This is a genomic window from Microcystis sp. M083S1 (genome assembly GCF_020246405.1).
Taxonomy (GTDB): Bacteria; Cyanobacteriota; Cyanobacteriia; order Cyanobacteriales; family Microcystaceae; genus Microcystis; species Microcystis aeruginosa_C.
Window position 1 is genome coordinate 1 of sequence record NZ_JADBTB010000133.1, and the last position, 12,748, is coordinate 12,748.

The following is a 12,748-nucleotide window of genomic DNA, read 5'->3' on the forward strand; positions in this document are numbered from 1 at the left end:
AGCACTTTTTCTCGGTCAATGATTAGGATAAGTTATAACTTAAAAATTAATCAACAACTAAAGCTTATGCTTGTAGCTAAGTGAAATCATTGATTAAGAGACCTGTACTTTTCAATGACTTTTTCAGCAAACCCTAATTATCTACTGATGAATAATTAAACTTTCTAAACTGGTTTGTAAATCTTGGGTTAATTGTGCTACGGCCGAGCGTCGATCACTTTTATAATCGCCATAGCGCTCGGATACGGAAATAGGTTTACCAATAGTTATTATTGCTTTTTGTTGACCAATTTGGGGACGGAAAAAGGGATTACCTCCTTTAATTCTTGTCACTAAATCCCAGAGTAATAAAATTGTCTCTGCGAATCTTTCTACAGTGGGTTTTTCTTTGACATAATAACCAGTTACTGATACAAAACTTTCCACAATTCTCATGTGCCACATTTTTAAATTAGCTTCATCAGCCAGGCGATCAGCTAATCCTAATTCAAGGGGAGAAATAGAATGAGTGGGTTTTAATTCTTGGCGATAAATGCGTTCCCATCCTGCTTGTTCTAAACGACGACAGCGATCAATCACATTACCATTAGGAGAAACATTAAAATACTTTTCTACGGTTTGGAGGGCCACATCTAATAAATTGGCTAAACGTTTAGCTAGGGTTTCATTTGGATCATCACCATTGGCAGTTACTACAGGCAAAGATTGATAGTAGAAATCTCGATAAAAATCCTCCATTAAGGATAATAATCTTTCTCCTAACCGAAAAAGACGCTCGTATAAAACCTTTTCTTCTCGGAATGAATTCGGGGTGGGTTCTAAACCGCTATCGTTTTCTAAATTAGTTAAAATTTGCTCGATTTCTTGCCACACTGGAGTCATATAAAAATACTGAATACCAATGGGTAAAATAATTACTTCTTGCTGTTGTTTAGCTTTTCTGACATCATCCACACCCCAAAAAGCCAATTGAGAAATACCCGGTTCAATAGCGCTGACAAGCTCATTATGTCCGTTAGTTGCCCCTTCCGGAGCGGCGGCTAAAGGATAATCTCCTTCTAATAATAAACGACGAGCCGAGCGCAATCCGATTAAATCGGCTTTTCCCCGTTGAATTGGTGTACCACCTAACTTAGAATATAACCATCCTACCCTTTCTCCAGCCCATAAAGGAATCCCTCGATCATACATAAAATGAGCGTGAATTGGGGCTGGTAATTTTATTCCTAACTCTTGGGCTTTTTTGGGTACTAATTTCCACAAAAGATAGGCCATACAGTAGGGATCGTTAATACTGGGATGACGAAAAGCAAGCAGTAAACGGACTTTTTTCTCTTGACTTTTTTGATAAAATGTGATTAAAGTTTCTAGATTGGTGGCGGAAATTTCTCTTAAGTTGGTTTGAGTTTGTAACCAGAGAGGTAAAAAGATTTGACATCCCTTTAAAAGTAAGAGATTAAGGTCAGGGGGGATAAATTCTAGAGGAGGTTGTGCGCCCAAAGATAGATTAGACATATAAGTAATATAAGTATAAGTAGTCGTGCCAAATAAATTTCCTAGTTGAGACTCCGAGACAGGTATCAGTTATCAGATTTGAGTTTTCAGTTCACTGTTTACTGTTTACTGTTTAAGGAAGAATAAAAGAAAACTCTAATCAATAATTACCCACCGGCCAAAAGGTAATCACAGCAGCAAACAGGTGTTGAGCTAGATTTCAAATAGACTGGGATTGCAGGCTCCCTCAACCGTGAAAGGGGAAATTAACCGACTTTGAACGAGGAGGAACAGGAGCAGTTTACCTCCTCACCTAAACAAATACAGCTATACTATAGCTCTATCCCCATTTCTCGCAAACGAGCCGCCAGCCGTTGAGAACGCTGTCTTTCCGCTTCCAGAGCTTGCTGAGTAGCATTTAATTGCTCTTGTGCCGCAGCTGCCTGCTCCTGTGCCGCAGCCGCTTGCTCTTGTGCCGCTTCTTCTGGTAAGGGGATTAAATTGCCTTCCGGGTCATAAAATCTCGCCCAAATTGCCGTTTCTCGGTCAATAGTCCCCTCCCAAGTTCCCAACCAATAGCCTAAAGTTTCGCACCATAACCAGCCGCGCTCGTTTCGTTCTAAAGAATGGTAGCGTTGGTCGGCCCCTAAATGCCATCCTTGTAAAGAATTGCCATCGAAAGGATCGTAGATGAAATAATCTGGCGTGCGGAAGGTTCCCTCATAAATGGCTTTTTTTCGCACTTTATCGGTTCTGGCGGTACTAGGAGAGGTTAATTCTACGATAACGTCGGGATAACGTCCCTCTTCTTCCCAAATTACCCACCCCTGTCGCTCTCTCTTGCCATCGACATTGAGGACAGCGAAGAAATCGGGCCCGCGAAAATCGCGATTTTTCGCCTGTTCGCGGCTGAAATAAATAAACATATTGCCACCGGTGTAGAAGTCGTCTCGCTCGCCGTAACCCTGCTGTAGGGAACGAATCAAGACATTCATGGCAATGCGGTGTCGGTTGCTTTCCAAGGGTTCACCATCATCAAAAATTAAGTCTGTGGGGGGTGGGGGGGGTTCCCAGAAGTCCTCGAAATCTTCTTCTATCGGTGCCGGAGAGGTGGCAGTTTGGTCGCTTTTGGCAATCGTCATTTTTTCGGCCTCTCTAGGTGGGAGTATCCATATTTTTGCTGATTATTGATCCTATGTTACATCAGAATTTAGGAGTGAGGAGATAGATGTTAGGAGTTGAGAAAATTATCTTCAGTTAACAATGATCAAAACTTTTCTTCTGGGTGCGTTACATTGGGCTAACACACACGACTAATATCCTTAAGCTAACCAAAAAACTTGGCTTTATCTTTAACTAATTTTGTCCCGATTCCGGCGGCAATGACTTCGGAGAGAATGCTAATTAAACGATAGATAGCAACGGTGACAAGTACGTTAGCGGCGGGAAATTTTTCTGTGTCTAAAAGTGCGATTACTGTAGCTTCAAACACTCCTAATCCTCCCGGCGCTCCGGGGACAACTAAACCCAATAACCAAGCAAAACTAAAGGTTCCTAGTAGGGGTAAAATCTGAGCGGGGGTAATCATTTTTAATACCATCCAAGCTAAAATAAAACCCGCACCGCGCCACAATAAAAATCCAGTTTCACCCAAGAGGGGAACGAGAGGATATTGAGTTAGATAAACAGGTTCTTGAGCAATCTTTTTCTTTTGGCTAAGGATTTTCAGAGGATAATTTAAAAATTTGGGATGAATGCCGATTAAAATTAATCCTAAAACTAATATCTGTATCCCTAGACTTGAGCTAGATTTCATCCAACCTAAACCACTAGCAATTACTGCTATGGCTAAGGCTGCACACACCAGTAGTAAAAGTTCTAATAAAACGCTTAAACTAGCGGTTCCCCAATCACTTCCTGCTTTATTAATTGCCACGATGCGAGCATAAAAGTGACCGATATTACCGGGTAGATATTTTCCTAAATTGGTAATCATATAGATGCCAATTCCTGCGGAGGTTTTAATCGGTTGTTGATAGCTTTTGAGTATCCATGTCCACACCCATCCTGCCCAAATTTGAGCGATAATGGTGGTTACAAGTGCCAAGAAAAGAAATAACCAGCCATGATTTTCAATTCTAACTGAGGTGACGTTATCCCAGTTATTTTTAAGGTTACTGAGAACAAAAAATAAGGTTCCCCCAATAATTAGCCAACGTAGAAACTTTTTCAGCATTTCGTTTTTTCCTTTATTCATTTTCTGGGGGGAACCAATCGAGATCAAGCAGATTTTCTAAACTGTAGGGACATTCCCGGGGAAAACTAACTTGATTATCGGTTTTTTCTCTAACATAATTTAAGGCTTTCTGGTAAATACGAGGTAATTGTTGACTGAGATAATTGCGGAGATTAGTATTTAAATAATTGTCGATCTGGTTCTTGAAATTGACGATTTCTGAACGCCAATGAGAACGATTATATTCTCTTTCCTCTGTCCAAAATTGTAGGAGTAAAAAATGTCTAATAATTTGCTCTAATAAACTGGCAACACGAAACTTTTTTTCGTTTCCCAAGTCTTCTAACTCCTCGATTAAATTCTCTAAATCTAAAGCGTCAAATCTTTTAGCCTTGAGCAGTTCTATAGTTGCTTCTAACCAGAGAGAATCATCAATTTCGTAGAGAGTTTTTAAGTCGGGAATAACAGTCATTATCATCTCCTTTATTCGTAAGGTGGTAGCCAATTGGGATCGAGCAGTTCTTCTAAACTGTAGGGACAAGTATTGGGGAAAGTAACTTTATTTTTTGTCTTTTTCCGCACAAAGAAAACTACATCTTCATAAATGTTAGTTAATTCATTTTGTAAATAATTACAGAGATTAGTGGTTAAACGTCTTTTTAGCTGAATTTGAAAGTTGACTATTTCTAACTCCCAGTGATCCTGATTATATGCTCTTTCTTCTGTCCAGAACTGTAGGAGTAAGAAATGTCTAATAATTTGCTCTAATAAACTAGCAACACGAAACTTTTTTTCGTTTCCCAAGTCTTCTAACTCCTCGATTAAATTGTCTAAATCTAAAGCGTCAAATCTTTTGGACTTGAGCAGTTCTATAGTTGCTTCTAACCAGAGAGAATCATCAATTTCATAGAGAATTTTTAAGTCGGGAATAACAGTCATTATCATCTCCTTTATTCGTAAGGTGGTAGCCAATTGGGATCGAGCAGTTCATCTAAACTGTAGGGACAAGTATTGGGAAAGTGGACTTGATTATTAGTCTTTTTTCTCGCATAACGGAGTGCCTTCTGATAAATATTATCAAATTCCTGTTCTAAATATTTCCGTAAACTTGCCGTTAGGTAGGTATTTAATTGATCTTGAAAATTTACCAGTTCTGACTCCCAATGAGCTTGATTATATTCTCTTTCACTTGTCCAAAATTGTAACAATAAACAATGTCTAATAATTTGCTGTAAAAAACTGGCAACACGAAACCTTTTTTCGTTTCCCAAGTCTTCTAACTCCTCGATTAAATTCTCTAAATCTAAAGCGTCAAATCTTTTAGCCTTGAGCAGTTCTATAGTTGCTTCTAACCAGAGAGAATCATCAATCTCATAGAGAATTTTTAAGTCGGTAATAACAGTCATTATCATCTCCTTTATTCGTAAGGTGGCAGCCAATTGGGATCGAGAAGTTCTTCTAAACTGTAGGGACAAGTATCGGGAAAGTTGACTTTATTATCAGTTTTTTTACGAACGTATCGCACGGACTCAAAGTAAATTTGCTCAAATTCCTGTTCTAGGTATTGACGAAGATTTGTGGTTAAATAGCGCTTTAACTGATATTGAAAACTTACTATCTCTGCTTGCCAATGAGCTTGATTATATTCTTTTTCCCTTGTCCAAAACTGTAATAACAAACAATGTCTAATAATTTGCTGTAAAAAACTAGCAACACGAAACCTTTTTTCGTTCCCCAAGTCTTCTAACTCCTCGATTAAATTGTCTAAATCTAAAGCGTCAAATTTTTTCGCTTTCAAGAGTTCGATAGTTTCTTCTAACCAGAGAGAATCATCAATTTCGTAGAGAGTTTTTAAGTCGGGAATAACAGTCATTTTTTATCTCCTTTATTTGTAAGGTGGTAGCCAATTAGGAGCGAGCAGTTCTTCTAAACTGTAGGGACAAGTATCAGGAAAGTTGACTTTATTATCGGTTTTTTGACGAAGATAGCGAAGGGCTTTTTCATAAATAGTTGCCAAATTATGTTCTAGATAATTTCTTAAATTAGTCGTCAAATAAGTATTAAGTTCATCTTTAAAATTGATAATTTCTGAACGCCAATGAGCCTGATTATATTCTCTTTCACTTGTCCAAAATTGTAATAATAAACAATGTCTAATAATTTGCTGTAAAAAACTAGCAACACGAAACTTTTTCTCGTTTCCCAAGTCTTCTAACTCCTCGATCAAGTTTTCTAAGTCTAGCGCTTCAAAATTTTTAGCCTTGAGCAGTTCGATAGTTTCTTCTAACCAGAGAGAATCATCAATTTCGTAGAGAGTTTTTAAGTCGGGAATAACAGTCATTTTTTATCTCCCCTAGAATGGGCAATAGTGATCAGTTAAACCGATCACTACAGCTTTTATATACTAGATAATTTTAGCGGAGCGCAGACCGAAAAAGAGACCGAGGGCAATTCCGGTAAAAACGATCAGATAACCCGCTAAAGCAGCAACAGCTAACACAGACATGGTGAAAATCTCCCAAGTAATTTAATCTTTTTTAGCATTGTACCGTTATTCTTGCCCTTCCCCTTCCTCGTCTTCCATATCTTCCCCAAAGCGCTGCTGGGGGGGAATTGCGGCGACAATTGCCTCGATTACCTTGCCGACTGGAACAATTTCTAAGCCCACATCTTCGGGATAAACTTGACCTCTAGGGACAATTGCCCGTTTAAAGCCCAATTTAGCCGCTTCTTTTAATCTTAGTTCCATTTGCGACACTAAGCGCACTTGTCCGCCTAATCCCACTTCCCCGATTAAGACTGTGCGCGGATCGACGACTCGATCGCGAAAACTGGCGACAATAGCGATCGCAACTCCCAGATCCGCCGCCGGTTCTTCCACTCCCAACCCTCCTGCGGAGGCAACATAGGCATCTAATTTCGATAAAGGAATGCCGACGCGCTTTTCTAAAACGGCGAGAATTTGCTGTAATCGGTTGTATTCTATGCCAGTAGTCGATCTTCGGGGGGAAGCGTAGCTGGTGGGGCTAACTAATGCCTGTAACTCCACCACAATCGGGCGTGTACCTTCACAGGCTACCACCGTCGCCGTACCTGGGGAAAATTCGTCGCGATTGCCTAAAAATAATTCTGAGGGGTTTTCCACTTCCACCAAACCGTGGTCCACCATCTCGAAAATACCGATCTCATGGGTTGCCCCAAAACGGTTTTTCACGGATCTTAAGAGACGATGGGAGGCATAGCGATCGCCTTCAAAATATAACACCGTATCGACCAAATGTTCCAAAACTCGCGGACCTGCGATCGCCCCTTCTTTAGTCACATGACCGACAATTAATAAAGTAATATTCTCCCGTTTTGCCACCTGCATCAAGGCGGAGGTACATTCGCGAACTTGGGCGACGGATCCCGGTGCGGAAGTTAACGCCCCAAAATAAAGAGTTTGAATACTGTCAATTACCGCCACCTGTGGGCGTAAAGATTCTAATTCTCGCAAAATTTCCTCTAAATCGGTCTCTGGCAGAACATAGAGATGATTATCGAGTTCTGCGGTTGATTCGGAGGCTTTTTTCTCCTTGCCATTGCCGTTATTTTCCGACTCCACGGGAACCACTCCCACCCCCAAACGGGCAGCCCGCAGTTTAATCTGTTGTCCCGATTCTTCGGCGGAAACGTAGAGGATGCGCGGTAATCTTTGGGCGAGTTGGTTGGTAACTTGCAGTAAAAGCGTCGATTTGCCGATGCCCGGATCACCGCCGATTAGTACAAGAGAACCGGGGACGATGCCACCACCGAGAACGCGATCGAATTCCCCGTAACCGGAGGGAAAACGTTCCTGTTCATACTGGGTAATTTCCGAGAAGCGAACCGAGATGCGCGGTTGGGGGTTGCGTTGCCCTTTGCCGTTATTTGGGCGACTATTTTGCCATCCTGGGCGATTTACCGCCGGATTATTGCCACCAGCCATCACTTGTTCTTCTAAAGTCCCGTAGGTGTCACAACTGGGGCATTTTCCCAACCATTGGGGAGATTCCGCCCCACAAGCGCTACAGATATATATTGTTCGCGATTTCGCCATGTTTTTTAAGAAAAGTTGAAGAAAAGCAGTTTGGGGATCAATTCTCTTGTCAAATTTAATTAAGTATGATATAGGGAGAGCAAGACCATAAAGTTATTGATAATTGCCATAAAAGAAATAAAATAGGAAATTTAGGCTTAATGATAACGGCAAAAGGATATTCTATAAACAGGAACGCTCGTTATTTAACTTTAAAATTCATCACACTATTTAACTAAGGAGTGTTAATTCAGTTGGAGAACCAGAAGGAAAAAATTCTCGTTGTTGATGATGAAGCCAGCATCCGTCGTATCTTAGAGACTCGTTTATCGATGATTGGTTATGAAGTCGTCACCGCCGCCGACGGAGAGGAAGCTTTAGAAACCTTCCGCACCGCCGAACCCGATTTAGTGGTTTTGGATGTGATGATGCCGAAATTAGACGGTTACGGTGTCTGTCAGGAACTCCGCAAAGAATCGGATATTCCTATCATTATGTTAACCGCTTTGGGCGATGTGGCCGATCGAATTACCGGGCTAGAATTGGGCGCCGATGACTATGTGGTTAAACCTTTTTCTCCCAAAGAACTCGAAGCGCGGATTCGTTCGGTGTTGCGTCGGGTGGAGAAAAATGGCGCTCCGGGGATTCCCAGTTCCGGTGTGATTCATATCGGTTCCATTAAAATCGATACCAATAAACGCCAAGTTTATAAGGGGGATGAACGCATCCGTCTGACTGGTATGGAATTTAGTTTACTAGAATTATTGGTCAGTCGATCGGGAGAAGCTTTTTCCCGCTCGGAAATCCTTCAGGAAGTTTGGGGTTATACCCCCGAACGTCATGTGGATACGCGGGTGGTAGATGTGCATATTTCCCGTTTACGAGCCAAATTAGAGGATGATCCCAGTAATCCTGAGTTAATTCTCACCGCTAGAGGTACAGGCTATCTTTTTCAACGTATTCTAGAACCAGACGAGGAATAGTTCTCAGCTATGGCACCAGCTGATCCCAATCGTATTTTAAGACTGTTACCCCTGTTCGCTGGCATCGTCGGGGGTACGGTATTAATGTTTAATCGTTTTGCCACTGCCGATTTAACCCCATCGCAAGCGCGTTCCGATGTGATGGGAGTGATTTTGAGTGGGGTTTTAATTTTGGTGGGTTTAATCTGGCAAAGAGTTCAACCCCGCTTACCAGATGCTGTGGAATTAATCGGGCGCGAAGGCCTGGAATTTGCCCCAGATTTGCCAGAAGCGGTTAAAATTGAGCTTGCCTGGGCTTCCCATTTACTTTTAACTAACACCGTGACAAAATCTCTGATCGTTTATTATCGGGGAGAAGTTTTATTACGTCGCGGTATCTTAAGCCAGAATTCTGAAGTTAAAGTTAGTAATATTATCAAAAGAGTTTTAGAAACCGGTAAAGCCGTTTATTTAGTTAATTTAAATTTATATCCCGCTAAAATCGAGTTTGACTATTTGCCAGAAAACACCCAAGGCTTAATCTGTCAACCCATCGGTAAGGAAGGGGTGTTAATTTTGGCGGCAAATGCGCCGCGCAGTTATACTAAACAAGATGAAATTTGGATCGAGGGAATTGCTGATAAATTAGCCAACACTTTCAGTCAGTTTTAGGCGATTTCAGTAAGATTTAAGAATTTGGTTAAGATGAGAGTAAGCAATTAGTGATCAACTTGTAGCTCAGGATTTTAACCGATGACTCAAACTGGTGAAACCGTTACCTAAGTACCTAAGCAAAATTAATTACACATATCTAACCACCTCTTGCCTCTTGCCTCTTGCCTCTTGCCTATCTTTACTAGGAAATTAATTTTGCACGACTACTTATTCCCTTGAATCCGTCCTGACAAGGAGCGAGAGTAAAATCGATACTTTGCAAAGAGATGTGGATCAAAAAATAGATTACTTCCAGAGAGATGTGGATCAAAAATTTGGCACTTTCCAAAAAGATGTTAATGATTTAAAGGTGGAAACCGCAGTAATAAAAGGAGAGATTAAAACTCTCGCTCGGAAAGTCGAAGGGATGGATAAACGACTGGAAAAAGTCGAAGATAGTTATGCAATCATAGTTAGGGTTGGCTGAAAAAATCAGAGTTGACGGGAGACAGCTATCAGTTATCAGATGTTATTTTTCAGTTCACTGTTTACTGGACGGCTACGCCGTGCCTTTGGCAACACTGAAAAGCTCCCCACCTCCCAATTCATAATTTAGAATTTATAATTCCCACTTCCCACATTCCCACCCAATCTAGGGAAGTTACACTTTCACCACGTTGCTAAAAGAGATTTTCAGGTAATCATCTTCCATCTTTGCTCCGGAAGGTTTCAGGGCTGCCAAAGCTTGGGGTAAGACTAAATTACGACGGTGATTACCAATGCGAATATTTAACTCGTCTCCAGTTTTATTTAGTTGTATTTGTTCCTTGGGTATGCCGGGTAAATATAATTCCAGACTGTAATTATTTTCCTGTTGAACTACCCGAATGGTGTTTTCTTGGTAATAAACCTTAGTTGGATCTTCGTCGGCAAAAAGAGTTTCTTTCAGTCTTTCCAAAGCGGGTAAACCACACATTTCTTCGGAGTAGAGAGGAACTTCCTTAACCGGTAAAGGATGAAAATTATCGTAAATTTCCTGTTTATAAACCTGTTGATTTTCTTTCCAACGGGCAAAGAAAGGATCGGTTACTTTGTCGGGAATAATCCGATTAGCAATAATCAAATCGGTGGAAACATTATAGAGACTTAGATAGGCATGGGCGCGTAAAGACTCCTTAATCACCATTTTTTCGGGGTTTGTCACCAAACGTACCGAGGTTTGAGTATTATCGGTCAAAACCTTTTCTAAAGCCTCGATCTGCTCGTAAAACTCATAGGGAGCGTCCATAACTTCCTTGTCTGGTAGGGAAAAACCGGCGATCGGTCGAAATAAAGGTTCTACCAGTGGTCGCAATGCCATCGACATTCCCTGTAACGGTTTGTAAAATCTTCTCATGTACCAACCGCCCACTTCTGGCAAACTCAGCAATCGTAAAGCTGTACCCGTGGGTGCGGAATCGATAATCAACACATCATAAGTCCCTTCATCGTAGTGGCGCTTCATGCGAACTAAACCGAAAATCTCATCCATTCCGGGTAAAATCGCTAATTCTTCCGCTTGCACTCCATCTAAACCCCTAGCTTGCAATACCTGGGTAATGTAACGTTTTACTGCGCCCCAGTTGCCTTCTAACTCCATTAGTGCGTCTAATTCTGCCCCCCAAAGATGGGGGCGTACCAAACGAGGATCATGACCTAATTCGAGATCGAAACTGTCAGCGAGAGAGTGAGCAGGATCGGTGCTGAGAACTAGGGTTTTATAGCCAAGTTCGGCGCAGCGGAGTCCTGTAGCGGCGGCGACGGAGGTTTTACCCACGCCTCCTTTACCGGTCATGAGAATTACACGCATGGGGGCTGATTCTAAGAAAATTTACATTACTTATTCTCATTATGACGGGAAAGTTAACAAATTGAGGACAAGAATCAGCATTCTTGGCTAGAAAATTCCACTCCCCGACCATCAACCCGGGGAATTAGGCTCTGTTCAAAAAATTGCTGACAGCGATTTTCGGCATCAGCGACGAGAACTTTGGCAAAATGACCCTTTTCGAGAACTTCTTGCCTTGGACGTTGTTCGTAGGCATAGATAATCAAAATATCTCCGGGTTGACAGAGCAGAGCCGCACCGCCGTTGGGGCAAATTTCCCCGGTTTGGCCGGGAAAAACGTAGGTGGAAAAGCGCTTACCATTGCTAAGATTGACCACATCCACCTCTTCAAGGGGCAAAATACCGACCCGCTCGATCAATTCTCGATCGATAGTGATACTGCCGACATAATCGACGTTAGCCTCGCTGACGCGCACTCGATGGAGTTTGGCGTGCATTAATCGAATTGTTCCCATGTATTTTGTCCTATTTCCCCCAATTACTTCAATTATTATGCTCTCCCAGTGGGAATGTTTACTAAAAAATCTCGGTCAATGGCAAGGTTCTTTTACCCGTCTGTCTCCCCAAGGCGATCTGCTCGAAGATACCCCGACTTTGGTATCTTTGCAAGGCATTAATAATAATCGATCGATTCGTCAATTGGTCCGCCGTCTCTACAGCGATCGAGCGCCAGAAGATTTGATTTTAGAGTATAGTTCTCTCCATCAGGGTATTCTATTTAGCCAGACGGGAGCTTTTTGCCAAGGTTCTTTATATTTTAGTAGTTTTTCCTCACAATTCGGAGCAGAATTTGGGTTAATCTCCGGGGAAAGACGATTAAGAATCGTACAGTTATTTAATGAGCGCTGTGAGTTCGATCGCTTGACTTTAATTCGGGAAAAGTTGGCCGATTCTAGCTCCCCAGAAAGATCCATGTTAACGGTGGAGCAATTACTCGGTCAATGGCGGGGAGAAGCGGTGACAACGGGACGGGATTTTTATAATTCTGCTGCCTATTCTACCCATGTATCGATCGAGCGTCAGGGGGATAATTATCTCTCGCAAACTTTGACTTTTGGTGATAATCAAATTACTTCTAGCGCTCGTATCGAGGGACAAAGATTGTTGTTTGAAAATAGTCCGCTGCCGATTCAAATACTGCTGCTGCCCGATGGGTCTTCCTGTAATACACCTCTGAAAATTACTGCCGGTTATCCTTTTGTTTTAGAGGTGGGTTGGTTACTTTCTCCTACTCAAAGACAGCGCCTAATTCGTTCTTATAACGAGAAGGGAGAATGGACGGGTATTACTCTGGTGACGGAGGAAAAGGTGAATTGCTGATGGGGTGACAAAGAGGTTAGAGTTTAGACAGGGTATGGGGTGTGGGGTGTGGGGTGTAGGGAAAATCTCAGTCCAGACTGGGATGTCTGGTTTCAGTTGAAGAACGCTTCCAGAGCGAAAAACTGGCTTGTTCGGGG

16 protein-coding genes are annotated in these 12,748 nt (G+C 41.8%); 4 read left to right on the top strand and 12 right to left on the bottom strand.

The genetic code is table 11. From position 1 onward, the window contains the following. Positions 1 to 141: 141 nt before the first annotated feature. The 10 genes from IM450_RS13215 to radA all read right to left on the bottom strand — a co-directional run bounded on the left by IM450_RS13215 (position 142) and on the right by radA (position 7,808). Entirely contained in the window at positions 142 to 1,515 is a 1,374-nt protein-coding gene (locus IM450_RS13215) for a 1-acyl-sn-glycerol-3-phosphate acyltransferase (protein WP_287671297.1), read from the bottom strand. A gap of 311 nt (positions 1,516 to 1,826) precedes the next feature. Continuing rightward, positions 1,827 to 2,636, bottom strand: coding sequence for a Uma2 family endonuclease (locus tag IM450_RS13220; RefSeq protein ID WP_287671299.1), 810 nt, complete (start codon positions 2,634 to 2,636; stop codon positions 1,827 to 1,829). A gap of 185 nt (positions 2,637 to 2,821) precedes the next feature. Further along, positions 2,822 to 3,751: a lysylphosphatidylglycerol synthase transmembrane domain-containing protein gene (locus IM450_RS13225; RefSeq protein WP_287671301.1), complete on the bottom strand. Its 930-nt coding sequence runs from the start codon at positions 3,749 to 3,751 to the stop codon at positions 2,822 to 2,824. Continuing rightward, on the bottom strand, positions 3,744 to 4,202 hold the full coding sequence (locus IM450_RS13230; RefSeq protein WP_287671306.1) for a DUF29 domain-containing protein: 459 nt from the start codon (positions 4,200 to 4,202) through the stop codon (positions 3,744 to 3,746). The genes IM450_RS13225 and IM450_RS13230 overlap by 8 nt, the downstream gene beginning before the upstream one ends. Positions 4,203 to 4,213: 11 nt before the next feature. Then, entirely contained in the window at positions 4,214 to 4,669 is a 456-nt protein-coding gene (locus IM450_RS13235) for a DUF29 domain-containing protein (RefSeq protein WP_287671311.1), read from the bottom strand. 11 nt (positions 4,670 to 4,680) lie between these two features. Continuing rightward, a complete protein-coding gene (locus IM450_RS13240) occupies positions 4,681 to 5,136 on the bottom strand; it encodes a DUF29 domain-containing protein (RefSeq protein ID WP_002804096.1) in 456 nt (151 codons plus the stop codon). 11 nt (positions 5,137 to 5,147) lie between these two features. Continuing rightward, positions 5,148 to 5,603 (bottom strand): DUF29 domain-containing protein, encoded by a 456-nt coding sequence (locus tag IM450_RS13245; RefSeq protein ID WP_002804097.1) that lies wholly within the window; start codon positions 5,601 to 5,603, stop codon positions 5,148 to 5,150. A gap of 12 nt (positions 5,604 to 5,615) precedes the next feature. After that, the gene (locus IM450_RS13250; RefSeq protein WP_002804098.1) at positions 5,616 to 6,071 is read right to left on the bottom strand and encodes a DUF29 domain-containing protein; all 456 of its coding nucleotides are present in this window, start codon (positions 6,069 to 6,071) and stop codon (positions 5,616 to 5,618) included. 63 nt (positions 6,072 to 6,134) lie between these two features. Beyond that, a complete protein-coding gene (petL, locus tag IM450_RS13255; RefSeq protein WP_002752397.1) occupies positions 6,135 to 6,236 on the bottom strand; it encodes a cytochrome b6-f complex subunit PetL in 102 nt (33 codons plus the stop codon). Between the two features lie 45 nt (positions 6,237 to 6,281). Beyond that, positions 6,282 to 7,808 carry a DNA repair protein RadA gene (gene radA, locus IM450_RS13260; RefSeq protein ID WP_002804099.1) on the bottom strand — a complete coding sequence of 509 codons (1,527 nt, stop codon included), beginning with the start codon at positions 7,806 to 7,808 and terminating at the stop codon, positions 6,282 to 6,284. 233 nt (positions 7,809 to 8,041) lie between these two features. Between radA and rpaB the strand changes: the two genes are divergently transcribed. The 3 genes from rpaB (at position 8,042) to IM450_RS22540 (ending at position 9,890) form a co-directional block, all read left to right on the top strand. Then, positions 8,042 to 8,770: a response regulator transcription factor RpaB gene (rpaB, locus tag IM450_RS13265; RefSeq protein WP_002781934.1), complete on the top strand. Its 729-nt coding sequence runs from the start codon at positions 8,042 to 8,044 to the stop codon at positions 8,768 to 8,770. Positions 8,771 to 8,779: 9 nt separating this feature from the next. Further along, entirely contained in the window at positions 8,780 to 9,421 is a 642-nt protein-coding gene (locus IM450_RS13270; RefSeq protein WP_002804100.1) for a cofactor assembly of complex C subunit B, read from the top strand. Positions 9,422 to 9,650: 229 nt separating this feature from the next. Next, positions 9,651 to 9,890: a hypothetical protein gene (locus IM450_RS22540; protein WP_409805062.1), complete on the top strand. Its 240-nt coding sequence runs from the start codon at positions 9,651 to 9,653 to the stop codon at positions 9,888 to 9,890. A gap of 174 nt (positions 9,891 to 10,064) precedes the next feature. Here IM450_RS22540 and IM450_RS13280 read toward each other — a convergent pair whose 3' ends face one another. Then, complete coding sequence (locus IM450_RS13280) at positions 10,065 to 11,252, bottom strand: TRC40/GET3/ArsA family transport-energizing ATPase (protein WP_002804104.1); 1,188 nt, start codon at positions 11,250 to 11,252, stop codon at positions 10,065 to 10,067. Positions 11,253 to 11,326: 74 nt separating this feature from the next. After that, on the bottom strand, positions 11,327 to 11,746 hold the full coding sequence (panD, locus tag IM450_RS13285) for an aspartate 1-decarboxylase (RefSeq protein ID WP_002804106.1): 420 nt from the start codon (positions 11,744 to 11,746) through the stop codon (positions 11,327 to 11,329). A gap of 37 nt (positions 11,747 to 11,783) precedes the next feature. Between panD and IM450_RS13290 the strand changes: the two genes are divergently transcribed. Continuing rightward, the gene (locus tag IM450_RS13290) at positions 11,784 to 12,611 is read left to right on the top strand and encodes a DUF3598 family protein (protein ID WP_287671331.1); all 828 of its coding nucleotides are present in this window, start codon (positions 11,784 to 11,786) and stop codon (positions 12,609 to 12,611) included. Positions 12,612 to 12,748 lie beyond the last annotated feature (137 nt).

Bases quoted from the DNA above. Each gene is read 5' to 3' on its own strand.
- IM450_RS13215 (WP_287671297.1), bottom strand. From the start codon at position 1,515: ATGTCTAATCTATCTTTGGGCGCACAACCTCCTCTAGAATTTATCCCC.
- IM450_RS13220 (WP_287671299.1), bottom strand. From the start codon at position 2,636: ATGACGATTGCCAAAAGCGACCAAACTGCCACCTCTCCGGCACCGATA.
- IM450_RS13225 (WP_287671301.1), bottom strand. From the start codon at position 3,751: ATGAATAAAGGAAAAAACGAAATGCTGAAAAAGTTTCTACGTTGGCTA.
- IM450_RS13230 (WP_287671306.1), bottom strand. From the start codon at position 4,202: ATGACTGTTATTCCCGACTTAAAAACTCTCTACGAAATTGATGATTCT.
- IM450_RS13235 (WP_287671311.1), bottom strand. From the start codon at position 4,669: ATGACTGTTATTCCCGACTTAAAAATTCTCTATGAAATTGATGATTCT.
- IM450_RS13240 (WP_002804096.1), bottom strand. From the start codon at position 5,136: ATGACTGTTATTACCGACTTAAAAATTCTCTATGAGATTGATGATTCT.
- IM450_RS13245 (WP_002804097.1), bottom strand. From the start codon at position 5,603: ATGACTGTTATTCCCGACTTAAAAACTCTCTACGAAATTGATGATTCT.
- IM450_RS13250 (WP_002804098.1), bottom strand. From the start codon at position 6,071: ATGACTGTTATTCCCGACTTAAAAACTCTCTACGAAATTGATGATTCT.
- petL (WP_002752397.1), bottom strand. From the start codon at position 6,236: ATGTCTGTGTTAGCTGTTGCTGCTTTAGCGGGTTATCTGATCGTTTTT.
- radA (WP_002804099.1), bottom strand. From the start codon at position 7,808: ATGGCGAAATCGCGAACAATATATATCTGTAGCGCTTGTGGGGCGGAA.
- IM450_RS13270 (WP_002804100.1), top strand. From the start codon at position 8,780: ATGGCACCAGCTGATCCCAATCGTATTTTAAGACTGTTACCCCTGTTC.
- IM450_RS13280 (WP_002804104.1), bottom strand. From the start codon at position 11,252: ATGCGTGTAATTCTCATGACCGGTAAAGGAGGCGTGGGTAAAACCTCC.
- panD (WP_002804106.1), bottom strand. From the start codon at position 11,746: ATGGGAACAATTCGATTAATGCACGCCAAACTCCATCGAGTGCGCGTC.
- IM450_RS13290 (WP_287671331.1), top strand. From the start codon at position 11,784: ATGCTCTCCCAGTGGGAATGTTTACTAAAAAATCTCGGTCAATGGCAA.